The organism is Herminiimonas sp. NPDC097707, from assembly GCF_044761395.1.
Classification (GTDB): Bacteria; Pseudomonadota; Gammaproteobacteria; order Burkholderiales; family Burkholderiaceae_D; genus Oxalicibacterium.
The window spans coordinates 596,561-621,950 of the sequence record NZ_JBIWCI010000001.1; the positions used below are offsets into that span (position 1 = coordinate 596,561).

At 52.8% G+C, this 25,390-nt stretch carries 25 protein-coding genes and 1 pseudogene; 17 read left to right on the forward strand and 9 right to left on the reverse strand.

Annotated elements, in window-relative coordinates; translation table 11 throughout:
* Positions 1-20: 20 nt before the first annotated feature.
* The 14 genes from ACIQW9_RS02815 to ACIQW9_RS02880 all read left to right on the forward strand — a co-directional run bounded on the left by ACIQW9_RS02815 (position 21) and on the right by ACIQW9_RS02880 (position 10,672).
* On the forward strand, positions 21-464 hold the full coding sequence (locus ACIQW9_RS02815) for an ArsR/SmtB family transcription factor (RefSeq protein WP_402332684.1): 444 nt from the start codon (positions 21-23) through the stop codon (positions 462-464).
* A 97-nt stretch (positions 465-561) separates the two neighbouring features.
* Positions 562-1,917 (forward strand): sulfite dehydrogenase, encoded by a 1,356-nt coding sequence (gene soxC, locus ACIQW9_RS02820; protein ID WP_402332686.1) that lies wholly within the window; start codon positions 562-564, stop codon positions 1,915-1,917.
* Complete coding sequence (locus ACIQW9_RS02825; RefSeq protein WP_402332688.1) at positions 1,901-2,971, forward strand: c-type cytochrome; 1,071 nt, start codon at positions 1,901-1,903, stop codon at positions 2,969-2,971. The genes soxC and ACIQW9_RS02825 overlap by 17 nt, the downstream gene beginning before the upstream one ends.
* 111 nt (positions 2,972-3,082) lie before the next feature.
* The gene (locus ACIQW9_RS02830) at positions 3,083-3,517 is read left to right on the forward strand and encodes a pseudoazurin (RefSeq protein WP_402332689.1); all 435 of its coding nucleotides are present in this window, start codon (positions 3,083-3,085) and stop codon (positions 3,515-3,517) included.
* Between the two features lie 57 nt (positions 3,518-3,574).
* Positions 3,575-4,036 (forward strand): thiosulfate oxidation carrier protein SoxY, encoded by a 462-nt coding sequence (soxY, locus tag ACIQW9_RS02835; RefSeq protein ID WP_402332690.1) that lies wholly within the window; start codon positions 3,575-3,577, stop codon positions 4,034-4,036.
* A gap of 47 nt (positions 4,037-4,083) precedes the next feature.
* Entirely contained in the window at positions 4,084-4,395 is a 312-nt protein-coding gene (gene soxZ / locus ACIQW9_RS02840) for a thiosulfate oxidation carrier complex protein SoxZ (RefSeq protein WP_402332692.1), read from the forward strand.
* Between the two features lie 84 nt (positions 4,396-4,479).
* On the forward strand, positions 4,480-5,277 hold the full coding sequence (gene soxA, locus ACIQW9_RS02845; protein ID WP_402332695.1) for a sulfur oxidation c-type cytochrome SoxA: 798 nt from the start codon (positions 4,480-4,482) through the stop codon (positions 5,275-5,277).
* 68 nt (positions 5,278-5,345) lie between these two features.
* The gene (gene soxX / locus ACIQW9_RS02850; RefSeq protein ID WP_402337835.1) at positions 5,346-5,903 is read left to right on the forward strand and encodes a sulfur oxidation c-type cytochrome SoxX; all 558 of its coding nucleotides are present in this window, start codon (positions 5,346-5,348) and stop codon (positions 5,901-5,903) included.
* 128 nt (positions 5,904-6,031) lie between these two features.
* Entirely contained in the window at positions 6,032-7,750 is a 1,719-nt protein-coding gene (soxB, locus tag ACIQW9_RS02855; protein WP_402332696.1) for a thiosulfohydrolase SoxB, read from the forward strand.
* Positions 7,751-7,766: 16 nt separating this feature from the next.
* A complete protein-coding gene (locus ACIQW9_RS02860) occupies positions 7,767-8,351 on the forward strand; it encodes a rhodanese-like domain-containing protein (protein WP_402332699.1) in 585 nt (194 codons plus the stop codon).
* A 52-nt stretch (positions 8,352-8,403) separates the two neighbouring features.
* Positions 8,404-8,934 carry a thioredoxin family protein gene (locus tag ACIQW9_RS02865; protein WP_402332702.1) on the forward strand — a complete coding sequence of 177 codons (531 nt, stop codon included), beginning with the start codon at positions 8,404-8,406 and terminating at the stop codon, positions 8,932-8,934.
* Complete coding sequence (locus ACIQW9_RS02870) at positions 8,931-9,431, forward strand: heme-binding protein (RefSeq protein ID WP_402332704.1); 501 nt, start codon at positions 8,931-8,933, stop codon at positions 9,429-9,431. Before ACIQW9_RS02865 ends, ACIQW9_RS02870 begins: the two co-directional genes overlap by 4 nt.
* Before the next feature lie 46 nt (positions 9,432-9,477).
* Positions 9,478-9,618, forward strand: coding sequence for a hypothetical protein (locus tag ACIQW9_RS02875; RefSeq protein WP_402332707.1), 141 nt, complete (start codon positions 9,478-9,480; stop codon positions 9,616-9,618).
* A gap of 259 nt (positions 9,619-9,877) precedes the next feature.
* A complete protein-coding gene (locus ACIQW9_RS02880; RefSeq protein ID WP_402332710.1) occupies positions 9,878-10,672 on the forward strand; it encodes a fumarylacetoacetate hydrolase family protein in 795 nt (264 codons plus the stop codon).
* Between the two features lie 87 nt (positions 10,673-10,759).
* On the opposite strand, the gene ACIQW9_RS02885 is transcribed toward ACIQW9_RS02880, so the two are convergent.
* From ACIQW9_RS02885 to wrbA, 6 genes are all read right to left on the reverse strand, one after another.
* The gene (locus tag ACIQW9_RS02885) at positions 10,760-12,196 is read right to left on the reverse strand and encodes a catalase (protein WP_402332711.1); all 1,437 of its coding nucleotides are present in this window, start codon (positions 12,194-12,196) and stop codon (positions 10,760-10,762) included.
* A 282-nt stretch (positions 12,197-12,478) separates the two neighbouring features.
* Positions 12,479-12,697 (reverse strand): hypothetical protein, encoded by a 219-nt coding sequence (locus ACIQW9_RS02890; RefSeq protein WP_402332714.1) that lies wholly within the window; start codon positions 12,695-12,697, stop codon positions 12,479-12,481.
* 370 nt (positions 12,698-13,067) lie between these two features.
* On the reverse strand, positions 13,068-13,514 hold the full coding sequence (locus tag ACIQW9_RS02895) for a hypothetical protein (RefSeq protein WP_402332717.1): 447 nt from the start codon (positions 13,512-13,514) through the stop codon (positions 13,068-13,070).
* A 30-nt stretch (positions 13,515-13,544) separates the two neighbouring features.
* Entirely contained in the window at positions 13,545-14,954 is a 1,410-nt protein-coding gene (locus tag ACIQW9_RS02900) for an FAD-binding oxidoreductase (protein WP_402332720.1), read from the reverse strand.
* Positions 14,951-15,343, reverse strand: a complete 393-nt coding sequence (locus ACIQW9_RS02905; protein ID WP_011870716.1) for a DUF2069 domain-containing protein — start codon at positions 15,341-15,343, stop codon at positions 14,951-14,953. The genes ACIQW9_RS02900 and ACIQW9_RS02905 overlap by 4 nt, the downstream gene beginning before the upstream one ends.
* Positions 15,343-15,951, reverse strand: a complete 609-nt coding sequence (gene wrbA / locus ACIQW9_RS02910) for an NAD(P)H:quinone oxidoreductase (protein ID WP_402332722.1) — start codon at positions 15,949-15,951, stop codon at positions 15,343-15,345. Before wrbA ends, ACIQW9_RS02905 begins: the two co-directional genes overlap by 1 nt.
* A gap of 95 nt (positions 15,952-16,046) precedes the next feature.
* On the opposite strand from wrbA, the gene ACIQW9_RS02915 reads away from it, so the two are divergent.
* A complete protein-coding gene (locus ACIQW9_RS02915) occupies positions 16,047-17,312 on the forward strand; it encodes a YihY family inner membrane protein (RefSeq protein WP_402332724.1) in 1,266 nt (421 codons plus the stop codon).
* Here the strand turns inward: ACIQW9_RS02915 and ACIQW9_RS02920 are convergent.
* Positions 17,309-17,623: an Mpo1-like protein gene (locus tag ACIQW9_RS02920; RefSeq protein ID WP_402332727.1), complete on the reverse strand. Its 315-nt coding sequence runs from the start codon at positions 17,621-17,623 to the stop codon at positions 17,309-17,311. The two genes, ACIQW9_RS02915 and ACIQW9_RS02920, sit on opposite strands and share 4 nt — an antisense overlap.
* 216 nt (positions 17,624-17,839) lie before the next feature.
* On the opposite strand from ACIQW9_RS02920, the gene ACIQW9_RS02925 reads away from it, so the two are divergent.
* Together ACIQW9_RS02925 and ACIQW9_RS02930 are read left to right on the forward strand one after the other, a co-directional pair.
* Positions 17,840-18,295, forward strand: a complete 456-nt coding sequence (locus ACIQW9_RS02925; RefSeq protein WP_402332729.1) for a CBS domain-containing protein — start codon at positions 17,840-17,842, stop codon at positions 18,293-18,295.
* 158 nt (positions 18,296-18,453) lie between these two features.
* Positions 18,454-19,758 (forward strand): annotated as a pseudogene (locus ACIQW9_RS02930) (MFS transporter); the annotation flags it as partial.
* Between the two features lie 42 nt (positions 19,759-19,800).
* On the opposite strand, the gene ACIQW9_RS02935 reads toward ACIQW9_RS02930, so the two are convergent.
* Positions 19,801-23,049: a PAS domain S-box protein gene (locus ACIQW9_RS02935; RefSeq protein WP_402332731.1), complete on the reverse strand. Its 3,249-nt coding sequence runs from the start codon at positions 23,047-23,049 to the stop codon at positions 19,801-19,803.
* A gap of 77 nt (positions 23,050-23,126) precedes the next feature.
* The gene (locus ACIQW9_RS02940) at positions 23,127-25,370 is read right to left on the reverse strand and encodes a putative bifunctional diguanylate cyclase/phosphodiesterase (RefSeq protein WP_402332734.1); all 2,244 of its coding nucleotides are present in this window, start codon (positions 25,368-25,370) and stop codon (positions 23,127-23,129) included.
* Positions 25,371-25,390 lie beyond the last annotated feature (20 nt).

A 25,390-nucleotide genomic window follows, 5' to 3' on the forward strand; every position in this document is an offset into this window, starting at 1 on the left:
AAGCTGCGTAATGCACATCGGTGCAATGGGGTGAGCGCATCTTTGATCGATTGATTGAATTTTGCTTACTTATTATTTTAACGGTCTTGATTGTGGATAAAAATTTTAAAAAAGAGAGTATGAACGAGGTGTTTGAGGAAGTAGCGAATTACTTTTCGCTGCTGTGCGAACCAACTCGTCTCAAGATTCTTTATGCAGTGTGTAACGGTGAGCGATCGGTTGGCGATATCGTGGCGCAAGTCGAGTCCACGCAGGCCAACGTATCGCGCCAACTTAGCCTGCTCTACAGGGCCAAGGTTCTTGCGCGCCGCAAGGAAGGCACTCTGGTTTTTTACCGGGTTGATGATGAAAAGACCATCGACCTGTGCAAATCGGTTTGTGGACGCATTGCCATGCAGATCGGTGGAGAGTCCATGCTTGCCATGGTGCCGCCTGCTGTAGAGAAAAGACGACAAATTAACTAAGCAATCAAAAAAATTCTTAGTGGTTTTCAGTAATATGCGTTTATAGTTATATGAGCATATAACTAAATACAGGCCGGTTTTAAGTGGGAGACATTGCGTGACGAATGACATTAAAAAAACGGGCCGCATATTGCGAGCACCTGAAAACTTTGTGGACCCGGTACTGGCCCACGACATTACGAGCAAGGGATTGAGCGAGGAACGGCGTGGTTTTCTGCGCAAGAGTTTTCTCGCAGCTGGAGCGGCAATGGCTGGTGGTGTCCCGTTGGCGCGCGCAGCCATGCCGGACGGCGACCCTAATATTTTGAATCTGCCAGAGCATTCCATCACGCTGGGTCAACCAGTCGTCACCAATGGTTATGGCGTTCCTTCCAAATATGAAACGAACCTGTTGCGTCGCGAATCTCCCGGGCTGACGCGAGTGGGTGCGGCATCCGTATCGTTCGCGCCACTGCAAGGCCTGTTCGGCATCATTACGCCGAGCGGTTTGCATTTCGAGCGTCATCATCAGGGTTGGCATGACATTGATCCGAGCAAGCATCGCTTCATGATCAATGGCCTGGTAAAAAATCCCAAGGTGTACACCATGGATGATTTGATGCGCCTGCCGTCGGTATCGCGTATGCACTTCATCGAATGCGGAGCCAATACCGCGATGGAGTGGGGCAATGTCGCCGTGCCTACCGTGCAGTATTCGCATGGCATGTTGAGCTGCTGCGAATTTACCGGCGTACCTTTATCGGTGTTGCTGGAAGATTGTGGCTACGACAAGAAGAACGGTAAATTTGTACTCGCCGAAGGTGCAGACGGCTCTAGTATGACCCGCACCATTTCGATGGATCGCGCATTGGATGATGTGATCGTTGCCTGGGGTATGAACGGTGAAATGCTGCGTCCGGAAAACGGTTATCCGCTGCGTCTGGTCGTGCCGGGCGTGCAAGGCGTGTCGTGGGTCAAATGGCTGCGTCGTATCGAAGTAGGCGACAAGCCTTACGCTACCAAAGATGAAGCGATTCACTATATCGATGCAATGCCGGATGGCATGTATCGTCAATACACATCGATACAGGAATGCAAATCGGTCATCACCACACCGTCCGCCGGGCAAATGCTGCTGGATAAAGGCTTCTACAACATCACTGGTCTGGCATGGTCGGGGCGCGGCAAGATCAAGCGCGTCGATGTGTCTGTCGATGGTGGCCGCAACTGGCGCACCGCAAGGCTGGAAGGGCCGGTTAATACCAAGTGCCTGACGCGTTTCAATATCAACTGGGTATGGGATGGCTCGCCAGTCGTATTGCAATCGCGTGCGATTGACGATACCGGCTATGTACAGCCGAAAATCAATGAGCTGCGCGAAGTGCGCGGTACACGCTCCATTTATCACAACAATGCGATCCAGTCGTGGAAAGTGTCGGAATCAGGCGAGGTGTCGAATGTCCAGGTTTACTAAAACCGTCGTCGCGCTGGTACTGGTCGCGACCGGTGCAATTGCATGCGCGCAAACTGCTTATCCGCATATCGGCCGCACGGCGACCGAGAAGGAAATTGCCGCGTGGGATATCGATGTGCGTCCCGATTTCAAGGGCTTGCCGAAAGGATCGGGCACCGTCAGCAAAGGCATGGAAGTGTGGGAAGGCAAGTGCGCATCCTGTCACGGTACTTTCGGTGAGTCGAACGAAGTGTTCACGCCTATCGTCGGCGGCACGACCAAGGAAGATGTCAAGACGGGACGCGTTGCTGCATTGGCTACCAACAAGCAGCCGCAACGTACCACGATGATGAAGGTTGCGACCGTATCGACCTTGTGGGATTACATCAATCGCGCCATGCCATGGACAGCGCCGAAGTCGCTGACGACAGAAGAAGTCTACGCGGTGACAGCCTATATCCTGAATATGTCGGAAGTCTTGCCGGACGACTTTACCCTGTCGGACAAGAACATCGCTGAAGTGCAAAAACTCATGCCGAATCGTAACGGCATGACGCAAAAGCACGGCATGTGGGATGTCAAAGGCAAGCCGGATGTGAAGAGTGTTGCATGCATGAAGGATTGTCCAGTCAGCAGCGATATTCGTTCGTCCTTGCCTGAGCCATCCAGAAATGCGCACGGCAACATTCAACAACAGAATCGCAGCTTCGGTGAAGTGCGTGGCGTGAATACGAGTATGCCTGCATCAACGGCGCCGATTTCCTCTGCAACGCGCAAGTCAGCTGTTGCAACAGCAGCACCTGCAGAAGCTGCGGCCAAGCCGAAGGCGCTGGCTTTGGCAAAGCAATATGCCTGCATCGCCTGTCATGGTGTCAGCAACAAGATAGTGGGGCCGGGATTCAATGAAATCGCTGCCAAATACAAGGGCGATTCTGCTGCTGAAGCTACCTTGTTTGACAAGGTGAAGAATGGCAGTAGCGGCGCATGGGGACCTATGCCTATGCCTGCTCAGGCGCATGTCAAGGATGAAGATATCAAAACCCTGGTGAGCTGGATTCTGTCAGGCGCCAAGTAAGAAGATGTTGCTACGGCAGTAGCAAGGAAAATGTTGGAATGAAGTTGTGAACACGCAGTGCGTAATGACCGCGTAAAAGTGGAAGTAATAAATCAATAATCAGGAGACAGCATGAACAAAGTAGTACCAGCCATTTTATTAGCGTTAGTTTCAATCGGCGCATCGGCTGCTGAACATCAGATCAAGATGGTCAATAGTGGCAAGGATGGCATCATGGCTTTCGAGCCGACCTTTCTCAAAGTAGCGAAAGGTGATACGGTCAAGTTCATCAAGGTCGACGCGTCGCACAACAGTGCTTCCGTCCTTGTGCCTGCAGGTGCGGCTGCCTGGAAGGGCAAGATGGATGAAGAAGTCTCGATTCCTCTCACTCAGGAAGGTGTGTACGTCTATGTCTGCGATCCACATAAAACCATGGGCATGGCCGGTGTCATTCAGGTTGGAAATGCTGGCAATCTGGATGCAGCAAAACAGGAATCCGAAAAACTATCGAAGAGCTTTGTCATGAACAAGGATCGCCTTTCCAAGGCACTTGCGCAGGTAAAGTAATTTGTTGCATTGCCGTTGAGAAGATGACGGCTTTATTTTTATAAAGAGGAGAAGTATATGAATCAGAGTCGACGTGACGCGCTGCGTATAGCAACGGTACTCGGGCTGGCAATCACGGCTGGCATCTTGAAGCCAACCGACGTCTTCGCAGCCGACTGGAAGTCTGGCGGTTTCGATGCGAAGTCGCTGCAGGAAACACTGAAGGCGCTGGGTGCAAGTGGTGCGCAGATCAGCACCGACATCGCCGTAAACGGACCGGACATTGCAGAAAACGGCGCAGTCGTGCCGGTGTCCGTCACCAGCAAGGCAGCAAAAACGGAATTCATGGCGATCCTGGTCGAAAAGAATCCGAATCCGCTGTCGGCGAGCTTCACCATTCCGGAAGGCACAGAAGCAACCGTCAGTACGCGCGTAAAAATGGGCGGAACGTCGAATGTGCACGCATTGGTCAAGGCTGATGGAAAGTGGCTGATCGCAAGTAAAGAGATCAAAGTCACCCTTGGTGGTTGCGGCGGTTAATCGACTGCTGTTCAGCACCTGTTCATAACAATTTTGAGGGGAATATTATGGGAAATCCGATGCGCATTCGCGCCAGTGCAAGTGGCGACGTCGTCGAAGTGAAGGTCTTGATGCGTCACGATATGGAAACCGGTCAGCGCAAGGATGCAGCCGGTGCGGTCATTCCTGCGCACTTTATCCAGAGTCTGGTTGCCAAATGCAACGACAAGGTTGTTCTCGACAGCCTGATGGGTACATCGATATCGAAAGATCCGTTCCTGTCGTTCAAATTCAAAGGTGGCGCAAAAGGTGACAAGGTCACTATAACGTGGACTGACAACACCGGAGATAGCCGTACCGACGAAACAGTCGTTTCGTAGGATTGGTAACGGACGCATGACGATGTCATGCGATCCATATCCGCAATGTGGCAAAGACCACATCAGTTAATTTAAGGAGACGTTATGAAATGCATAGGCTATTTTCTTGCCGCGCTTGCCTTTGGCGCAACTTCGTATGCCACGGCTGATTCCAGTGACGAGATCGCAAAATATCGTCAACTGCTGGCCGATGGCAATCCCGCAGAATTATGGGAAATGCGAGGGGAGGAATTGTGGAAAATGAAGGCAGGCCCCAAAAACGCCACCCTTGAACAATGTGATCTTGGCAAAGGGCCCGGTGTCGTCAAAGGCGCTTATGCAGAACTCCCTCGGTATTTCAAGGATGTGAACAAGGTCATGGATCTTGAGCAGCGCCTGGTGCATTGCCGGATGACCTTGCAAGGTTTAACGCTCGAACAGGCTACCGCCGTTCCCTTTGGCGCTGCCGGCAAGCCATCGCTGATCGAGCCTATGGTTGCCTACATCACCGCAGAATCGCGCGGTATCAAGATGTCGGTGCCGCTGTCGCATCCGGAAGAAAAGCGTGCGTATGAAATCGGCAAGAAGGTTTTCTTCTACCGAGGCGGCTCTCATGATTTCGCCTGTGCTACTTGCCATGCGACCGACAAACAGCGCATTCGCTTGCAGGATCTGCCTAATTTGCTCAACAAGAGCGATGCACAGGCAGCCTATGGAACCTGGCCGGCTTATCGCGTCTCGCAAGGTGAGGTGCGTACGATGCAGCATCGTCTCAACGACTGTTTCCGGCAGCAGCGCTTCCCGGCACCGGTATACGGTTCAGACCTGATTACGGCCGTGACCATGTTTTTGGCAAAGAGTGCCGAAGGTGGCGTCTATAACGGCCCAGCGCTGAAACGATAAGGGAGATCATCATGAAAAAAATAGCTATCGTATTGACAGTCGCGGCGACCATTGCCGGGTGCGCTACCATGACGGCCGAAACCGATTACGGCAAGGCCGCCATCGCCATGATGAAGTCAGACTTCAAGTCCAAGGGGCCCGCAACTCTGGAGCGTGTTCTCAAACAGGACGAGGCGCAGGCACTGTGCAGCGAATATCCGAGCGACGTGCCGAAAGACAAGGCTGCAGCACTGGAAGCTTCTCAACTGAAAACGGTCAAATATCCGGCCGATGGAAAATATCTGGGCAACTGGAAAGAAGGCGAGAAAGTTGCGCAGAATGGCCGCGGTATGCAATCGTCCGACAAGGTTGGCAGTGTGAACGGCGGTAACTGCTATGCCTGTCACCAGATCAGCAAAGAGGAAATTTCTTTCGGCAATATCGGCCCTTCGCTGTATCAGTACGGCAAGCTTCGTGGTCAAAGCGAAGACATGATGAAATATACCTGGGCCAAGATTTATAACGCACAGGCTTTCACTGCATGTTCCAACATGCCGCGTTTTGGCCATAACGGTATCCTGGAAGAAAAGCAGATCAAGGACGTAATGGCCTTGTTGCTTGACCCGGCTTCGCCTGTTAACAAGTAATACGATCAGAGCATCGAAGCGCACAGTGAAGTAGTGCGTCTTCGATGCTCATTTTTTTTGCCCTTATTCATCGCTTGCGCGCAGCAATAACGGTGTAATTATTTACCGAACAAAATCAGAGGAACAATATGGGTTTGAATCGTCGCGAATTTATTCAGGTCATGGGTATTGCTGCTGCGGGCGGTATGCTGCTCGACGCAAAGGGCGCATTGGCAGCACCGTCTGCAGCCAAGCTCTACGACGTACCACGCTTCGGTAATGTCCATTTACTACACTTCACCGATTGCCACGCGCAATTGAAGCCGATCTATTTCCGCGAACCGAATGTCAATCTTGGCATCGGCGACGCCATCGGCCGCATGCCGCATCTGGTCGGTGAAAAATTACTCAAACAAGTCGGTCTCAAACCGAATACGCCGGAAGCGTATGCATTCTCCTATCTGAATTTCGAAAAAGCGGCACAAACCTATGGCAAGGTAGGCGGCTTCGCACATCTTTCCACATTGGTTAAGCGCATGAAGGCCGGCCGCCCCGGTGCTTTACTGCTGGACGGCGGCGATACCTGGCAAGGTTCGGCGACCGCGTTGTGGACCAATGGTCAGGACATGGTCGATGCCTGTCTGGAACTCGGCGTCGATGTGATGACGGCTCATTGGGAAATGACGCTGGGCGACAAGCGCGTGAAGGAAATCGTCGAGAAGGATTTCAAGGGCAAGGTCGATTTTGTTGCGCAGAATATCAAGACCACCGATTTTGGCGATCCGGTATTTCCGCCCTACGTTCTGAAAGAAATGAACGGTGTACAGATTGCGATTATCGGTCAGGCATTCCCGTATACGCCCATCGCCAATCCACGTTACCTGGTGCCTGAATGGAGTTTCGGCATTCAGGAAGAAAACATGCAGGCAATGGTGGACGAGGCGCGCAGTAAAGGTGCCAAGGTTGTCGTCGTGCTGTCGCATAACGGCATGGACGTCGATCTCAAGATGGCGTCGCGCGTGCGCGGCATCGATGCAATTATGGGCGGCCACACGCATGACGGTATACCGGCTCCGGTGATTGTTTCTAATCCTGGCGGCAAGACGTTGGTGACCAACGCAGGAAGTAATAGCAAATTCCTCGGCGTGCTCGATTTCGATGTGCGTGGTGGCAAGATACAAGGTTATAAATATCGTTTGTTGCCGGTGTTCTCCAATTTTCTGCCGGCCGACAAGAATATGGATGCACTGATCACGAAGATACGTGCGCCGTATGAATCCAAACTCAATGAAAAACTCGCGATGACGGAAGGTACCTTGTACCGCCGTGGCAATTTCAACGGCACCTTCGACCAATTGATCGTCGATGCCCTGATGGATGTTAAAGGTGCAGACATCGCTTTCTCCCCAGGTTTCCGCTGGGGCACTTCGCTGTTGCCGGACAGTCCTATCCTGATGGAGCATCTGATGGATCAGACGGCAACTACGTATTCCTACACTACGCTGTCGGACATGAGTGGCGAGACAATCAAGACCATTCTCGAAGATGTAGCCGACAATCTGTTCAATCCAGATCCGTATTACCAGCAGGGTGGTGACATGGTGCGCGTTGGTGGCATGTCGTACACGATTGCACCAAAAGAAAAAATGGGGGCTCGTATCCAGAATATGCGCCTGGATGGCAAACTGATCGATGCGAGTAAAACCTACAAGGTCGCCGGATGGGCGCCGGTTGCCGAGGGTGCAAGCGGCGAACCGGTATGGGATGTTGTTGCGCAGTGGTTGCGCACCAATAAGACTGTCACGCCACGCAAGCTCAACACACCGCGCATCATAGGCATGGATGGCAATCCGGGTATTGCTCCCTGAACGGGCAAAAAATAATATGAAAAAAATCCTTTCCCTGATTGCCTGTTGCCTCGTGTGCCTGCCGGCGTTTGCTTTTGATGCGGCCAAGGTACCGGCGGCGAAACAATCCAAAGCCGGCAAGTATCTGGATGCGGTCGAAGCCAATACATTGAAAAGCCAGTTGGGCGCAAAAGCCTATTTTGTCGATGTGCGTACACGAGGAGAAGTGTCGTATGTCGGCATGGCGACACCGGTCGATGCAAATATTCCATATGTAGAACATCCGTACGACGCTCCGTGGGACGATAAAAACGCGCGATTTAAATTGGACGTCAATAGTGATTTCGCTCCTGAACTGGCGCGTCGCATGGAACAGGCGGGCATGGGCAAGGACGACACGGTCATCCTGATTTGCCGTTCCGGCGATCGCAGTGCGCGTGCCGCCAATTTGTTAGCTGATCTCGGCTACACCAAGGTGTATACGGTAGTGGACGGCTTCGAGGGTGATGTCGCCAAGGATGGACCACGCGCTGGCGAACGGGCAGTCAACGGATGGAAAAATTCCGGCCTGCCCTGGAGTTTCAAGCTTGAGAAAAGCAAGATGTACTTTCCGAAATTCTGAAGCATGCGGACGGGTGCTGATTCGTTCTTAAAACCCTTTCAGGATGTCTGTCATGTATAAGGCGCTGCAATCGTTTTGCCTGATTGTGTACATACTTTCGGGCACGGGTCTGATGGCCGGTCACGCGCAAGGGGCAGAAATAAAGCCGGGCGTGGTACCGCCATTGGCCGATCTGGGACGTGACGGAGAGAGAGCCAGGCTTGAAAAAAAGCCTCTCATTCTCTTCTTCTCGATGCCGGATTGTTCTTACTGCAAAGTGGTGCGGCAAAACTATCTTGCTCCTTTGCTGCGTAATCACGTCGTCAAGAATCGTCCTGTCATTCGCGAGGTAGACATGACGAGTCTGAAAGAGGTGAAGGATTTCGATCGTCGCCTGACAACGCAGCGTGATGTGGCAAAGCGCTTCAACGTATATGCTGCGCCAACCGTACTGTTTATGGATGCGCATGGAGAGCTGCTCACCGCACCTATAGTGGGTGGCGATATTGCAGGCTTGTATGGCGGCTATCTAGACAATGCATTTGCCGAGTCGGCCAGGAAGCTGGCGGAGAAGCCGGATAACAAGAAAGGTCCGCATCCATGAATAAAATCATTGCAATCACTTTACTGATCATGGGCATGTCTGCACATGCACATGCCGAAGACGCCAGCTACACAATCAAACTGATGACACCCGAGACGGCATTGAAAGCTGCGCAAGCGGCGTTGAAAAAATGTCGTGAAGAAGGTTTTCAGGTCGCCGTTGCGGTAGTTGATCGCACCGGCCAGGCGCAGGTCATGTTGCGCGATCGATTGGCCGGTATGCACACGCCGGGCGCTGCTTTGGACAAGGCCTGGAGCGCAGCCAGTTTCAAGTCAAATACAACGCAACTGGCGGAAGCGACCCAGGCTGGAAAACCGTCCAGCGGGATCCGTCAGATTGATCGTGTACTCGCCATCGGCGGCGGCCTCATGATCGAAGCCGGCGGTACTTTATACGGTGCGATTGGCGTCTCTGGCGCGCCGAATGGCGATGCTGATGACCGATGCGCAAGAGCAGGCGTCAAATCGATTACTGAAGATCTGGAACTCTCGATGTAACTTCAAAGATTGCCCTCTATGTTGTTTGGGGGCGAAATGGCGCGCTATGTACAAGTGCAGTTATCGTCACGTCGACAAAGGGATCAATGCAGGTGTTGGCTACAACTTCACCAACTACTCGGATGATCTGACTGATTTGTCTTATCGCAGTCGCGGATTTTTCATCAATGTGCTGGCGTCGTATTGATGCAGAACCGCTAGTACCTGAAAACGGGGTCTGATGAAAATGGAACGATATTGCATCGTTCCATTTTTTATTTGCAAATACAAATTTGCAAACTCATTGCTTGCAGCATGCTCGCAAGCCGCATATTGCAATTCTCTTTTTATATATGCACTTCTTGCATATATTCAGTATATATTTGTATACATGGCAAGTGACAGACGCATTGCAGCTTGATGCGTCTGCCGCTTGCCATATCTAAAAAAATAGACAAGGAGACAACATGGCTGAAATCAGTAGACGTGGGATGTTGCAGGCCGCCGGCTTGATGACACTAGGAGCGGTCAGTGGTTGTGCCACATCGCGTGGCGAAGGTACTGGCGACAAGGCACTTTTTTCAGTAGCACAGCCATCGATCCCTATCGTTGGCAGCAATGAACGTTTTCCCGTACGCCGTATTTACTGCATAGGTCGCAATTACGCGGCGCATGCGCGCGAAATGGGTTCGGATCCGACACGCGAACCGCCTTTCTTTTTCCAAAAGCCGAGTGACTCGATTCAATATATCGCGCCAGGCAAGACGGTGGATCATCCTTACCCGACGCTGACGAAAAATTACCACTACGAAATCGAGCTGGTCGCAGCGATCAGCAAGGGCGGTAAAAACATTCCCGTTGAAACAGCCTTGCAACATGTCTTCGGTTACGCGGTTGGCCTGGATATGACGCGCCGCGATTTGCAGGCGGCGATGAAGAAGGAAGAGAAGCCGTGGGAAATCGGCAAGAGCTTCGACATGTCGGCGCCTATCGGTCCCTTGCATCCTGTTGCCAGCATCGGCAACTTTACACAAGGAAAAATCTGGCTCAAGGTGAACGGTCAGGTCAAGCAAAGCTCGGATTTGAACAAGATGATCTGGTCCGTAGCCGAGCAGATCAGCAACTTGTCGAAAGCATTCGAGTTGAAACCAGGCGACATTATTTATTCGGGCACGCCGGAAAATGTCGGCCCGGTAGTACGGGGCGATGTGATGGAAGGTTATATCGAAAAATTGCCTAGCATTACTCTGAAAGTCGTTTAAGAACCTCAGTAAGAAGTCATTGCTGAAATAAAAATAGCCGGGATTTCTCCCGGCTATTTTTTTGCCTAATGACTCAATAAATACAAATTAAAGTCCGAGGGCTTTCTTCACGCCAGCGCCATATGCAGGATCGCATTTGGTGCAATTGTCGACATGCCTTTGCTTGATTTCGACCGGTGCATCACCCATCGCACGACCGGTATTGTCGAACAATACTTGTTGCTGTGCCGGCGTCATCAGCTTGAACAGTGCGCGCGGTTGCGAGTAGTAATCGTCGTCATCTTCACGGAAGTTGAAGTGATCCGCAGCGCCATTGATTGCCAATGGCGGCTCACGGAAATCTGGTTGCTCCTGCCACTCGTTGTAGCTATTCGGCTCGTAATGCAGGGTGCTGCCATGATTGCCATCCACGCGCATCGCACCATCGCGATGGGAGGAATGGAACGGACACTTCGGTGTGTTGACCGGGATCTGGTAATGATTGACGCCGAGCCGGTAACGTTGCGCATCGCCGTAAGAGAACAGTCGGCCCTGCAACATTTTGTCAGGTGAAAAGCTGATGCCTGGCACCACATTGGCCGGGTTGAATGCAGCCTGTTCGACTTCGGCGAAATAATTGTCCGGATTGCGGTTGAGTTCAAACACGCCGACTTCGATTAATGGGTAGTCGCCCTTAGGCCATACCTTGGTGAGATCGAATGGATGATAAGGTACTTTCTCGGCATCTTTTTCCGGCATGATTTGGATCGACATGGTCCAGCGCGGAAAGTCTTTTTTCTCGATGCTTTCATACAAATCGCGCTGGAAGCTTTCGCGATCGTTACCGACGACAGCAGCTGCTTCCGCATCGCTCAGGTTCTTGATGCCCTGGTGAGTGCGGAAATGGAATTTCACCCAGAAACGCTCATTCTTTGCATTGATAAAGCTGAAGGTATGCGAGCCGAAACCGTGCATGTGACGGTAGGACGCAGGAATACCGCGGTCGCTCATGACAATAGTGACTTGATGCAGTGCTTCCGGCAGCGAGCTCCAAAAATCCCAATTGTTTTTTGCGCTGCGCAGATTGGTGCGCGGATCGCGTTTGACGGCGTGATTGAGATCGGGGAATTTCAGTGGATCGCGGAAGAAGAATACCGGCGTGTTGTTGCCGACCAGATCCCAGTTGCCTTCTTCGGTGTAAAACTTCATTGCAAAGCCGCGAATATCGCGTTCAGCATCGGCTGCACCACGTTCGCCGGCGACGGTGGAAAAGCGGGTAAACATCTCGGTTTTCTTGCCAACCTGCGAGAAAATTTTTGCCTTCGTATACTTTGTAATGTCATGCGTGACGGTGAAGGTGCCGTATGCGGCAGAACCTTTTGCATGCATGCGCCGTTCAGGAATGACTTCCCGATCGAAGTGCGCCAGTTTTTCAAGAAACCAGACATCCTGCAACAGTTGCGGTCCGCGCGGGCCGGCAGTCAGGACGTTCTGGTTGTCTGGAACAGGTGCGCCACCAATGGTGGTAAGTTTTTTCTTTGACATACGTCCCTCTAGAAATGTAAGTGAACAAAGTCGGCACAGATGATGCGACACCGTTTAAATACTATCATCGAAGGTTCATTGATGTTGTTTGTATTTTCTGTTTTCCTCATAGGAAAAAGCTATATGTGCGCGGGCATCTTTTCAGCACGGCAAATATGGTGATTTAGCTGCAGGGCAAATGTACTGGATTAAGGCAGGGTAGCGGAGCAGGAAAAAATTAAAGTGAAAATGAACGTGCCGGGCCGAAGCCGGCCCGGCACGTTGAACATCAATAAGAGTCGTTTAAACGCGCTTGAAAATTTCTTGGCTATCTTTCAGTTTGAAACTGCCATCGCTTTGCGGCAGCGCAATCTCATCTGTATGCTTCACCATATAGCCTTCAAAATCGCGTGGCATATGTGCGAAGCCGAAATCTAGATAGCTGATCCCCTTGGAAATTTTGAGCATGATGAGAGGTTTGCCGGCGGCATTCTGGACTTTGAATTCTTCATTGATTTGCATAAGGCCTCCTTGGTGGATAAGCGCAATTTCAATACCGTTATTCGGTACTCATTGCATATGAATTGACTGCACGACATTTATAGCATTTTTAATGCAACAATAAAAATGCTTAATTTTGATATTAAATCCAATGAATTTCGATAGATGTAAATACAGTCTTTACGCAGGGCATGAAAAAGCCTGCACGAGGCAGGCTTTGGTAATTGGTGCTGGTATGTTTCCCGACCGCCAGCGCCGGTAGTAGCGCCGTGGGTGTAGCGCTAAAAACGGCTCTTTTTGAGAGCACGGGCGTATCGTAACAAGCGTATGTGACGGGAGTTTGACATGCATCAAATTTCCGCCAGCTTTGTTGAAAAGCAGGGTGGAGGACTCAGGTCTGGCCGCAAGTCAGCTGATGTTTTTCTGTTGCGCGCCGTGCTTTTTGCCTGGCGCGTTCGGCAGTTTTTCCGGATGCGCTGGCTGCATCTTCGCTGGCCCATTTGACGCGCTGTGCCGACTCTGCGCATTTCTGTTTTTTCGCGGCAGAGGCCTTGTTTCTTTTTTCCTGCTGGCGTGCGTCTACCTTCTCTTGTTTTTGACGCCGTTGTTGCAGGCGCTGTAGTTCCTGTTTGTCTTGCTGCGCCTGTTTTTGTGCAAGAGCGGCATCGGTCGCAGGTGCGCTTACCGCGATTTCCTGCATGCGTTCTGTTTTGCCGTTGTGGCAGGGCGTATCGCTGTAGACGGTCTGGTCGCCGGATTCGCATTTGTAGATGGCCAGTGCAGAACTGGAAAAGGTGAGTGACACAAGAAGCACAAAAAACAGCAGCGTAGATGGCATGGCAGTCTCGCGGTTGGTTGATGGTCTGATTTATGTAAGCAGCTTGCCCGGATTCATGATGTTCTGCGGATCGAGCGCCTGCTTGATGGTACGCATTAGCTGCATCTCGACTGTGGATTTGTAACGCAGAATTTCTTCGTGTTTCAGCGCGCCTATGCCATGTTCGGCAGAAATCGAACCACCGAAACTGTGCACACTATCATGCACAACCCGATTGACGGCAGTTTGCTGTGCGATGAAAGCGGCATCGGTTTGCTGTTCCGGGTGCGCGACGTTGTAATGCAGATTGCCATCGCCCAGATGGCCGAAGATCACCATGCGTACGCCGGGAAATGCCTGCTGCAGCAAGGCATCGGTGCTGCGGATGAAGTCGCCGATGACGGAGATAGGCAGCGATACATCGTGCTTGATGTTTTTGCCTTCGGCAGCCTGTGCCAGCGGGATGTGTTCGCGTATATCCCATAGCGCAGCGGATTGTGCCAGCGAGCTGGCCACGATGGCATCCTGCACGATGTCCTGTTGCAAAGCGTCGCCTATCAATTCTTCCAGCAGCGTATTCGCGTGTGCTTCCGATTCGCTATCGGACAGTTCCAGCAATACGTATTGTGCATGCTGCTCCTTGAACGACAGCTGCATCTGCGGAAAATGCCTGCCGACCAGCGTCAGGCAGAACGCCGACATCAACTCGAAACCTGTCAGTGCCGAGCTGCAGCGCATCTGCGCCAGCGTCAACAGACGCAAGGCGTCATCAGAGCTGCGCAAAGCGGCCAGCGCAGTACGTTGCGCCTTGGGTGGCGGGGAGAGTTTGAGTACGGCGGCGGTGATGATGCCGAGCGTACCTTCTGCACCTATGTACAGATCGCGCAAATCGTAACCGGTATTGTCCTTGCGCAAGCCGCGCAAACCGTTCCACAGCTCGCCTTGCGGTGTAACGACTTCCAGCCCGAGGCACAGTTCGCGTGCATTGCCGTAACGCAGAACGGCAGTGCCGCCTGCATTGGAAGAAAGATTGCCGCCTATCGTGCAACTGCCTTCCGAAGCCAGTGAGAGCGGGAATAAGCGGCCTGCATCGGCGGCTGCCTGCTGAATGTTTTGCAGGATGCAACCGGACTCTACTGTCATCGTATTGTTGACCGTATCGATGACGCGTATCCGGTTCAGACGTGTGAGCGACAGAACGATGGCGGTGTTGCTGGCATCGGGAATGCTGCCCAGTACCAGCCCGGTATTGCCGCCTTGCGGCACGATAGGCACATTGAATTGATGGCAAAGGCAGACAATGGCGGCAACTTCTTCGGTGCAGGCCGGTTTCACTACCGCAAACGCGCTGCCGGTAAAACGGCGACGCCAGTCGGTGAGATAGGCCGCGGTTTCATCTGCTGCGGTCAATACATATTGCGCGCCGATGGCGTGGCGACATGCATCGAGAAACTCTTTCATTCAGCAGCCTTTTGCAGCGCCTTTTTGGCTAGTGCTTTGGCGGCTTTCTTGTACGGGCGCAGATAGGCAATCACGCAGATGAAGAAGCCCAGCACTAGCGCGACTTCTATCCAGCCCAGCGTGGCGGACAAGCCGCTGTCGCTCATGCCGCGTACTATGCCTTCGGCGAAGTACAGAAGGATCAGCATCGACGACCATTGCATCGTGTAGAGATCGCGCTTCAGGATGCCGCGCAAGGGAATCAGTAGGGGAATGACTTTCAGCACCAGCCATGAACCGCCGGGACGCACGGGAGCCAGCAACCATTCCCAGGCTATACACAGGACGATGAGTGCAATCAGACTGCAGACTGCTCCCAGGTGTATGATTTTCTGGCTTTGCGTCTGCATCAGGCGTTCCGTAATTTGATGGCAGTTTGCGCCAGCCGCTGGCCCAGTGCGATTGCCAGTGCACGCGTATCCGCAGAGATTGCCTGCGTGCCGCTGACGCCGGACCAGTGCGAGGCGCCGTAAGGCGTGCCGCCGGAGCTGGTGGTCATCAGTTCAGCTTGCGTATACGGAATGCCGAGCAGCAGCATGCCGTGATGCAGCAAAGGCAGCATCATCGACAACAAGGTTGTTTCCTGCCCGCCGTGCAGACTTCCGGTGGAAGTAAACACGCAAGCCGGTTTGCCGGCCAGCGTGCCGGACAGCCAGTGCGACGAAGTGCCATCCCAAAAATATTTCATCGGCGCTGCCATATTGCCGAAACGCGTAGGCGAACCCAGCGCGAGCGCGGCGCATTCTTCCAGGTCGCGCAGTTCCACGTAAGGAGCGCCTTCCGTCGGGATGTCCGGGGCGGTGGCTTCGGTCACGGTGGAAACCGCCGGCACGGTGCGCAGGCGTGCTTCGCAACCGGCTACACTATCTATGCCCTGGCCGATCAATTCAGCCAGTTTGCGCGTAGAGCCGTGCCGCGAATAATACAAAACGAGAATAGGGAGCGTGGATGAGTTCATGCTTGGTATTATAGGATGCTTTATAAGCATCCCCATATCCGATAGCCATAGCCGATATGCATTTTTCAGGCGATGAACCTGTCGATACGTTCTGCATGAAATTAGCCAAACCTCTTCTTTTTCGTGAACTGTCATGGGCGCAGCTGCGCAATCTGATCCGTTTTGCAGCGCGCCGGCTGGATGAAGAACGATTGCCGCAAGTCGCCGGCAGCCTGACCTTCACTAGTGTATTGGCACTGGTGCCGATACTGACGATCGCGCTGGCGATCTTTACCACTTTTCCGCTTTTCAATACCTTTCGCGCCTCGCTGGAAGTCTACTTCGTGCAGAACCTGATGCCGAAGGGGATCGCCAACACGATACTCGGTTATCTGACGCAGTTTTCGACCAAGGCCACGCGCCTGTCGGCAGTCGGTGCGGTGGCGCTGATCGTGACGGCGGTGATGATGATGCTGATGATAGATCGCGTCTTCAACCAGATCTGGCGCGCCAAGACCAAGCGCCCGATCATGCAGCGCATCCTGATTTACTGGGCAATTGTGACTTTGGGGCCGCTATTGATAGGCGCCTCGATGACGTTGACTTCATATTTGTTTACTTCGACCAATGGCGCAGTGCGCAACATCCCGTTTTTCGGCGGCGTGCTGTATTCGTCGATTTCGATTCTGTTGACGACAGTGGCGTTTACGTCCTTGTACATGGTGGTGCCGAATCGCTTCGTCGAATGGCGCGATGCCTTGTGCGGCGGTTTGCTGGCGGCGATAGCCTTTGAAGTGGTCAAACGCCTGTTTGCGATTTTCATCGTCCAGGTGCCGACCTATACGGTGGTGTACGGAGCGGTCGCGGCTTTTCCTATTTTTCTGGTGTGGATATATCTGGGCTGGCTGATTACGCTGGGTGGAGCGGTGGTGACGGCCGCACTGCCGATCGTGAAATATGAACGATGGTGGCATGTGCCGCAACCGGGTAGCGCCTTCGTCGATGCGATGGCATTGCTGGCGGTATTGCATGAGTCACGCACCGTGGGTGCGCGTGCTACGGTCGATACCAGGCAGTTTCGTGAAAAAACCCGCCTTGGTTTTGATGAGTCGGAAATTTTGCTGGAAAAAATGCTGGATGCAGGCTGGGTAGGGCGCATCAAGAATGAGCAGCCCAAGCGTATGCAATGGGGCAAGCGCATTACCGACGGTCTCGATCGCTGGGCTTTGCTGGCCAATCCGCAGCAATTAACACTGGCGGATGTATACCGACTGTTTGTCTTCGATGCCAGCAGCAATGAGATATTGGCCAAGAAAGTCGAAGTTGCGGTTGAGCAGGGACTGACGCTCTCGCTGTCCGAATATTTCAGTGAGTCAGCCTAAAACGAGATCTGGCCGCTCAGCATCTGCCAGTACATCAGCCATGCAGCCATGAATGAGTAGACCGGTTGTTTGAACAATGGCAGGTTCTTCTCGAACTTGACATGCCCTATCCACGCGCAACCGTAGAACGCCAGCACGGCTGCCAATAACCACCATGCATTGCCAGTGAGGGCCAGAATGGCCAGGCACAGTATGGAAAGCGTTGAACCGAAGAAATGCAGCTGGCGCGAATGGCGATTTCCATGGTCGCTCAGATAATGGGTATAGAACTCGGCAAACGATTGCTCGGTCTTGTGTGCGATGACGCTCATGATGGTCTCCTTCCACTTGTTCTTTCAGAGTAGACCTCGTTTGAGCAAGATGCAAGTTTGCATCTGCCTGGATAAAACCGCCATCGCGGAATTTTTGTGCTCCCGTGTTGTCCTATGGCAGTGCATCTATTCGGATGATGGAGTAGATTTTTTGCAGCGCTTGCGCTACATTGGAAGCGTACCGCAGTACAACCATAATGTTGGGAGGGCCGTCACATGAAAGTCTCCGAAATACTCAAGGTAAAAGGAAATATTCTCTTCACTGTGACACCGGACAGCCCGATGCTGGATGCAGTCAATGTCATGGCCGAAAAGGATATAGGCTCGCTGGTCGTGATGGAAAAAGGCGATCTGATCGGCATGCTTTCTTTCCGTGAAGTCATGGCAACCATCCATGAACAGGGAGGTGCGATAGGGAATGGCAGCGTTCGGCAGCATATGAACAAGAGCCCGATCACGATTTCCTGCGATGCCGAGATCAATGAGGTGCGCCGCATGATGCTGGAAAAACATGCGCGTTACGTGCCTGTGCTGGATGGCAAAATTCTGGCCGGCGTGATTTCGTTTTATGACGTTGCGAAGGCGGTGCTGGAAGCGCAAAGTTTTGAGAATAAAATGCTGAAATCGTATATTCAGAGTTCTCCCGCCCTGGCCAGCGAACAAGACGGTTAAACCGGACGGATAAAATTCTATGCAGCCGTCCGTGTATTCATGAATGCACGGACGGCTTTTCTTTGTTCCCGCTGCAATACCTTACAATCCCCTGATTCTGAATCCGGCGCATTTGCCAGACGGCATGCGTCTACCTCTTTGAGCGCTCAAATTTTTTCATGCACAAGCCCAGTCAATTTACCTTGCTCACACAAGGCCGTTTCGCCCCTTTTTTCTGGGCCCAGTTTTTCGGCGCATTCAACGACAATGTTTTCAAGACGGCGCTCCTGACGGTTCTGACGTTTGAGGCATTGGACTGGACGACGATGGATAGAGGATTTTTGAATAATCTGATCCCTGGATTATTCATTCTGCCTTTCGTGCTGTTTTCTGCCATTGCCGGACAACTGGCAGACAAGTTTGAAAAATCCGGCCTGGTTCGTTATATCAAGCTACTCGAAATTGCCATCATGCTGCTGGCCGCCGTGGGCTGGTTCCGGCACGATTTATGGCTGCTGATTGCCGCAGTGGCAGGCATGGGTTTGCATTCGGCCCTGTTTGGACCGGTCAAATATGCGTATCTGCCGCAAAAACTGGCGCCTGATGAGCTGGTGGGCGGTAACGGTTTGGTAGAGATGGGAACCTTCGTGGGCATCTTGCTGGGCGAAGTGCTGGGAGCAGTGCTGGTGCTGCACAAACCGTGGGGCATAGAACTGGTGGCCGGCACCACGATTGCAATTGCAGTGGCTGGCTGGCTGGCGAGTCGTGCGATTCCTGTTTCTCCTGCTCCTGCTCCTGAATTGAAAATCAACTGGAATCTGCTCACCGAATCGGTACGCAATATCCGTTTTTCAGGACAAAATCGCCCGGTGTTCATGGCGATGCTGGCGAATTCCTGGTTCTGGTTTTACGGCGCGATCGTGCTGGCACAATTTCCCATGTATGCGAAGCAGACGCTGCATGGCGATCACAGCATATTCGTGCTGCTGCTGACGATATTTTCACTTGGAATCGGCACCGGTTCGCTGCTGTGCGAACGGCTCTCCCGGCACAAGGTTGAAATCGGGCTGGTGCCTTTGGGAGCGATCGGCCTGTCGATATTCGGCATTGATCTTTTTCTTTCCAGCACGGCCTATGTCAATCCGCATCTGGTCGATATCGCAGGCTTCCTGCAGCAGCCCGGCAGCATCCGTATCCTGCTGGATTGCCTGCTGATAGGCGCGTTTGGCGGCGTGTATATTGTGCCGCTGTTTGCCCTGGTCCAGACACGCTGCGATCCCAAGCATATGTCGCGCACGATAGCCGGCATGAATATCCTGAACGCCTTGTTCATGGTGGCAGCGGCATTGCTGGCGATGGTGTTGTTGAATGCGGGTTTGAGTATTCCGCAATTGTTTCTGTTTACTGCGATATTGAATGCGCTGGTCACCGCCTCTATCTTTGCTGCGGTGCCGGAATTCCTGCATCGTTTCCTGGCGTGGATAAAACCCGGCCAGTCTATAGATTAAACAGAGGTGCCCGGGATTTCATGCCAGCGGGTGCAAGGCTTCATCATCGTGGCTGCGTTGCGGCGCGGCCAGCGGCAGGGTCAGGATGAAAGTAGTGCCGGTGCCCACTGCGCTTTGCACGCGGACGCGGCCCCCGAGTATGCCGCTGACGATGTTGTGCGTGATATTCAAGCCCAGACCGGAACCGCCTTCACCCAGCTTGGTGGTGAAAAACGGATCGAAAATCCGGTTCAGGTTACTGACTGGAATGCCGACGCCATCATCCTTGATCGTCAGCTCCACCCAGCCTTCGGCGCTGTTGCGCGCAGCAATGACGACCGAACCCTGATTTCTTCCTTCAAAACCGTGTAACAGGGCATTATTAATCAGATTGTTCAGCACCTGACCCAGCGGGCCGGGATAACTGTCAAAAACCAGATCTTCCGGAATGCTTTGCTCGACGGTAAATGGTGTTTTACGTATCAGTGGCCAAAGCGTCAGCAGGATTTCGCTGATGACTTCTTCCAGCGAAAAAGTTCGTCTTTGCGAACTGGTTTGATCGATGGCGACCTGCTTGAAACTGTGGACCAGATCGGCAGCGCGATGCAGGTTGCGCACCAGAATATCGCCCGCCTTGTCGACATCGCTGATGTAGGTTTCCAGGCTTGAGCGCTTGATGCCCTTGCTGTCGCGGTAATTTTCGGTCAGCCTGGCCGTCTGGTCGCTGAGGGCGCTGGCCACCATCAGGCTGTTGCCGATGGGCGTGTTCAATTCGTGCGAAATGCCGGCCACCAGCGCGCCCAATGCAGCCAGCTTTTCATTGTTGACCAATTCTTCATGCGCCAGATTCAATGCTTCCAGCGTGGTTTCCAGTTCCTGGTTGGCTTGCTGCAATTCTTCCGTACGTTCGATGACGCGGTCTTCCAGGGTCGCATTGAACTCCAGAATTTCATTTTCAATCAGGCGTTTTTCCGTCACGTCCTGACACGCCAGAATGCCGAATTGTTCGCCTTCCAGCAAAAAAACATGGCCGGAAAACTGGATCAGTATCTTGCTCTGGTCACCGCGGTACATCCATAACTCAGCGAGCTGTTTCAGGCTGCCGGTACTTTGCAGATTGCTCAGCAGGGCGTCGCGATCGGCGGGATTGCAATACATGGCGAGATCCAGAGTGTTCTTGCCGAGTACCGACTGCCGCGTGCGTTTGAATAATTGTTCAAACGCTGCATTGACGTCCTTGATCACACTATCGTTGCTGAGTTGCGTGACAAACATGGGCACCGGCGTGGAATGGAAAATAGTCGCGAAACGCTGCTCACTGAGCCGCAATTCTTCTTCTGCACGCTTGCGTTCAAGTTCTGCCGAGGCACGCTCGCTGAACACCTGCAGCAGCGATTTGACGAGGTCCGGGTTGCGCAGCGGCTTGGAATGCATCACGGCCAGTACGCCTATGGCAAGGCCGTTGGCATCGTGCAGCGGTGCACCAGAGTAGCTGTCCCAGCCGCGTTTGATCAGAGAGGTGTTTTGCGCAAACATGTTCTGTACATCATGGGCAAAAACGCAGAGGCCGCTATCCAGCGTATATCCATAGGGAGTGCCGGGTATTGCACACTCGAAGTTGTCGACGATTTCGCCATGCATATGCGATGCCAGTGTCAGAATACGCTGCGGGTCGGTACTGGAGCGCACCGCTATCAGTGCGCAATCGGTACGCAGTGCGCCCGCCAGATCATTGACCAGCAATTCAAAGAAGGGTTCGCCGGCGATGCTCTGCGTGCCTTGTGCCAGCCGCAGCAGCGCATGATCGGCTTCCATTTTCTGCTCCTCCAGCAGCTTCTGGCTGGTGACGTCGCGCATGACGGCCAGCATGTACATTTCGTCGGCTATGGAGAACAGCGTGGCATTGAGCAGGCAGTGGCGGATTTCACCAGTCTTGTTGCGCATGCTCCAGGCGAAATTTTCCACCTTTTTATCGCGCTCCAGCAGCTGGAATAATTCTGTACGTTCCTCTGCATATACCCAGATGTGCAAGCGCAAGCCGTTTTTTCCCAGCCATTCATCGCGTGCAAAACCGAGAATGTTTTCAAACGCGGCATTGACTTCGACAAATGTGCCATCGGGGTAACGTGCAATGGAAATCGGCTCTGGATTGTTGCGGAAGGCGCCGGCGAATTTCGCTTCCGACAGACGCAGCGCTTCTGCAGCATGACGTTGTTCCGTAATATCTTCCGCCATCGATAACAGGCGGCCGGTATTGCCGTCATCTTCATCTATATGCGAATAGCGCCACTGGCAGCTAATGATGCGTCCATCAGCGGTTAAATTTTCCTGCCCGATGGGCGCGCCCGCATGGAATCTGGCTTGCTGGACAATGCCTTCGATTAGATGGCGTTGGTCGAGCGGGCTGAGGAAACGAATATTTCTGCCCATTGCAAGATCCCGGCGGTAGCCGAATATGCGTTCGGCTGCGGCATTCCATTCGACGACCTGATATTTCTTGTCCCATTCGATGATTGCGATCGGACTGTGGGCTATCAGTGCGCGAAGGTGTGCTGCATGTTCATGCAACTCCATTCTGGCGCGTGCATTCTGTTCGGCCTCGATAGTATTGTCATGCGGTACGTCGCCCAGCAGATTGCGCAAACGCAGACGTATCGGCTCAAGCTTTTGCGAGAGCAGGCCGATTTCATCGCGATGTTGCAAGGCGAGCGGCTGCTCGAGCTGGTGTTCGAGCAGATGTGTTGCATCGGTATGCAGGCTTTGCAGCGGGCGTATCAGGCGGCGTTCAAAAAAGAACAGAATCAGCAGAGCGGATAAACCGATTTGCAGCGCCAGCAGCAGTATTTGTCGGGCCAGATCTTGCATCATGGTTTGCCGCAGCCGTGTGCTAGCAATTTCCATCCTGAGCGAACCGATAACCTGTCCTTGATGAACAAGACTGGTGTCGGAGCTGGCAATAAAACCGGAACGAGGCTCACGGCGTTCGCTGGTAGCAAACAGAGCGCGCTTGTTGTCACGCACCTCAATACGGACAATATCGTCGTTACGCCAGATCGCGCCGTCGGCTAGAGCAAGCGCATCTTCGTGCCTGAAACTCCACAAGGCCTCGCTCATACCGCTGACCAGTGCTGCTGCGGTTTCATCTGCCAGCCTGGCGCTACGGTTCTTGATTTCGATATCGTAGGTTTTTAGCCAGCCATAGCCATTAACCAGAGCAGCCGGAACGAATAAAGCAATTACCACCACTAGTACGATAGAACGTCGCAGGGTAAATACGCTTTTTTTCATGGCGCCCGTTGCTAATGGAGATTAGACGATAGGAGAGGAATGCGGCCGATGTTGCGTGCTAAGGAAATAGCGGTTTGTTAGTGTGGCTTGTGATTGCTCAGCCAATCGTGCAATCCATCGGGTTTCAATGGATGGGAAAATAAATAACCCTGGCCAAACGGGCAGCCGAGTTCAGTCAGAATTTTCGCCTGTCGCTCGTCTTCGACACCTTCGGCAATCACGTCCAGCTCCAGATTGCGTCCTAATTGAATGATCATCTCGGCGATACTGCTGCCGCGAGAAGAATCGGTAATTTCCATGACAAAGGTTCTATCGATCTTGAGGCGATCGACATTCAATTTCTGCAAGTGGCTGAGTGATGAAAAGCCGGTGCCGAAATCGTCGATGGCGATGCTGACGCCGGTTTCGGTGATTTGGTCGAGTAATTTGATCAATGCATCCGGTTCTTCCATTGCCATCGATTCGGTGATTTCAAGTTCGATGCAATGAGGGGGCGCATTGGTATCTTCCAGAGCCTTGCGCAGCATGCTGAGAAAATGTGGATGGCGGAACTGCACTTGCGATACGTTGACCGACATCATGAAATTGCTGAAGCCCAGGCTCTGAATACGTACCAGTTCCTGGCAGGCCTGACGCAATACCCATTCACCGAGTTCAATGATCAGGCCGGAATATTCCGCAATTGGAATAAAGCGATTCGGCGAAATCATGATGTTGTCTGCGGTCTGCCAGCGCAATAGGGCTTCGGCGCCGACCGGTGCACGCGTCACCATATCGATTTGCGGTTGGTAGACGACGAACAGTTGCTTCTCTTCAAATGCGGTGCGCAAGGCATGCATCATGTTGACGCGTTCGCGGATGTCTATGCCCATGCTGCGTGAAAAATAAAGGTGCCCGGTGCGCTGCTGCATTTTTGCGCGCTTCAATGCGATATGGGCATTTTTCAACGCCTCTACACCGCGCCCTTTATGTTCGGACAGGCGCACCAGACCGACCGTGGCGGAAAGTTGCACGTCCTGGCCATCGATGTTGAACGGCCGTTCGAATTGCGCCAGCACGGTGGCGGGATTGACTTGCACATCGTCGCCGAGCACGCCGAAAGTATCGCCGCCGACGCGCGCCACGACCAAGCGGTCGCCCAGACGCGATTGCAGGCGTGCGGCAACGGACAGCAGCAGCAGGTCGCCGAATTGGTGGCCCAGCGTGTCATTGGTTTCGGCAAAGTGATCGATGTCGATCAGTGCCAGAGTAGTCGGCCGGTTTCTGGAGGAGATCAGGCTTTCATCGATGATTTCCTTGAGACGGGTGCGATTCGGCAGTTTGGTCAGCGAGTCGTAGAAAGCGGAGTTATGCAGTCGTGAGACCAGCATGATATTGGCGAGGCCGACCGAAATGTTGCTGCAGAAAACTTCCAGCAGACGCAATTCAATTTCGTTTAATACGCGTCCGGTTTTGAAAAATGCGGTGAAGTTGCTGGTCGCGCTGCCGGTAAAATGCAATGCGGCATATTCGCGGCCGTAGATATGACGGCGTTCATTGAGCGCGCGCGTCAATGTGTGCCCGATGTGGGCATCCTTGAGCGTGGAAACTGGATGGTTCAGCAGATCCTGATAACTTCCTGTCGCTGCGACCACGAACAATTCGGTTTCTTCATCATGCAGCGTTTCCTGTATGCAAAACAAACCGTTCGTGGGCATATCCAGCAGGTGTGCAATTTTTTCCAGCACGCCAGCGGTAAATTCTTCCAGCGTTTGCAATGCCATCAGATCGGTGCTGGCACGCAGAATCATGTCCAGGCCGCTGCTGCTTGAATTGATGGTGCAGATTTGTTCGTAGGAGCGGATCGCTGCAGTAACGACGGTAAACAGCTTGATGCGCGTGAGTTCGGATTTTGTCTTGTAATCGTTGATGTCGAACTGCTGGATGGCATCGATTTCCGGTGCGTAGCCGGGCTGGCCGGTGCGCAGAATAATGCGCACTTCGGCGCGATGCAATACATCTCGGATGTAATGAACGAGTTGCAGACCTTCGTCCTGCTGCTCCATAACGACGTCCAGCAAAATGACCGCAATATTCGGTTCATTTGCCAGAATGTCGCGCGCTTGCTGCGCGGAATAAGCATGCAAAAACGCCAGAGGACGGTTTTGTATTTCAACGTTACTGAGGGCGAAGGTGGTTGCCGAATGGACGTCAGCATCATCGTCGATGATCATGACTTGCCAGACGTCCTTGTTTGTTCCCAAAGCATTGTTTTCGGATGCGGATATTGCTTCATCCAGAAATACAAGGTCATCCTCACTATGGCTGACCGACTTGCTCATGTTACCTTCTCCGAGATGTA

What these genes read in the sequence shown, in the direction of transcription:
- ACIQW9_RS02825 (WP_402332688.1), top strand. Translation starts at nt 1,901, where the DNA reads ATGTCCAGGTTTACTAAAACCGTCGTCGCGCTGGTACTGGTCGCGACC.
- ACIQW9_RS02830 (WP_402332689.1), top strand. Translation starts at nt 3,083, where the DNA reads ATGAACAAAGTAGTACCAGCCATTTTATTAGCGTTAGTTTCAATCGGC.
- soxY (WP_402332690.1), top strand. Translation starts at nt 3,575, where the DNA reads ATGAATCAGAGTCGACGTGACGCGCTGCGTATAGCAACGGTACTCGGG.
- soxZ (WP_402332692.1), top strand. Translation starts at nt 4,084, where the DNA reads ATGGGAAATCCGATGCGCATTCGCGCCAGTGCAAGTGGCGACGTCGTC.
- soxA (WP_402332695.1), top strand. Translation starts at nt 4,480, where the DNA reads ATGAAATGCATAGGCTATTTTCTTGCCGCGCTTGCCTTTGGCGCAACT.
- soxX (WP_402337835.1), top strand. Translation starts at nt 5,346, where the DNA reads ATGACGGCCGAAACCGATTACGGCAAGGCCGCCATCGCCATGATGAAG.
- soxB (WP_402332696.1), top strand. Translation starts at nt 6,032, where the DNA reads ATGGGTTTGAATCGTCGCGAATTTATTCAGGTCATGGGTATTGCTGCT.
- ACIQW9_RS02860 (WP_402332699.1), top strand. Translation starts at nt 7,767, where the DNA reads ATGAAAAAAATCCTTTCCCTGATTGCCTGTTGCCTCGTGTGCCTGCCG.
- ACIQW9_RS02865 (WP_402332702.1), top strand. Translation starts at nt 8,404, where the DNA reads ATGTATAAGGCGCTGCAATCGTTTTGCCTGATTGTGTACATACTTTCG.
- ACIQW9_RS02870 (WP_402332704.1), top strand. Translation starts at nt 8,931, where the DNA reads ATGAATAAAATCATTGCAATCACTTTACTGATCATGGGCATGTCTGCA.
- ACIQW9_RS02875 (WP_402332707.1), top strand. Translation starts at nt 9,478, where the DNA reads ATGTACAAGTGCAGTTATCGTCACGTCGACAAAGGGATCAATGCAGGT.
- ACIQW9_RS02880 (WP_402332710.1), top strand. Translation starts at nt 9,878, where the DNA reads ATGGCTGAAATCAGTAGACGTGGGATGTTGCAGGCCGCCGGCTTGATG.
- ACIQW9_RS02885 (WP_402332711.1), bottom strand. Translation starts at nt 12,196, where the DNA reads ATGTCAAAGAAAAAACTTACCACCATTGGTGGCGCACCTGTTCCAGAC.
- ACIQW9_RS02890 (WP_402332714.1), bottom strand. Translation starts at nt 12,697, where the DNA reads ATGCAAATCAATGAAGAATTCAAAGTCCAGAATGCCGCCGGCAAACCT.
- ACIQW9_RS02895 (WP_402332717.1), bottom strand. Translation starts at nt 13,514, where the DNA reads ATGCCATCTACGCTGCTGTTTTTTGTGCTTCTTGTGTCACTCACCTTT.
- ACIQW9_RS02900 (WP_402332720.1), bottom strand. Translation starts at nt 14,954, where the DNA reads ATGAAAGAGTTTCTCGATGCATGTCGCCACGCCATCGGCGCGCAATAT.
- ACIQW9_RS02905 (WP_011870716.1), bottom strand. Translation starts at nt 15,343, where the DNA reads ATGCAGACGCAAAGCCAGAAAATCATACACCTGGGAGCAGTCTGCAGT.
- wrbA (WP_402332722.1), bottom strand. Translation starts at nt 15,951, where the DNA reads ATGAACTCATCCACGCTCCCTATTCTCGTTTTGTATTATTCGCGGCAC.
- ACIQW9_RS02915 (WP_402332724.1), top strand. Translation starts at nt 16,047, where the DNA reads ATGAAATTAGCCAAACCTCTTCTTTTTCGTGAACTGTCATGGGCGCAG.
- ACIQW9_RS02920 (WP_402332727.1), bottom strand. Translation starts at nt 17,623, where the DNA reads ATGAGCGTCATCGCACACAAGACCGAGCAATCGTTTGCCGAGTTCTAT.
- ACIQW9_RS02925 (WP_402332729.1), top strand. Translation starts at nt 17,840, where the DNA reads ATGAAAGTCTCCGAAATACTCAAGGTAAAAGGAAATATTCTCTTCACT.
- ACIQW9_RS02935 (WP_402332731.1), bottom strand. Translation starts at nt 23,049, where the DNA reads ATGAAAAAAAGCGTATTTACCCTGCGACGTTCTATCGTACTAGTGGTG.
- ACIQW9_RS02940 (WP_402332734.1), bottom strand. Translation starts at nt 25,370, where the DNA reads ATGAGCAAGTCGGTCAGCCATAGTGAGGATGACCTTGTATTTCTGGAT.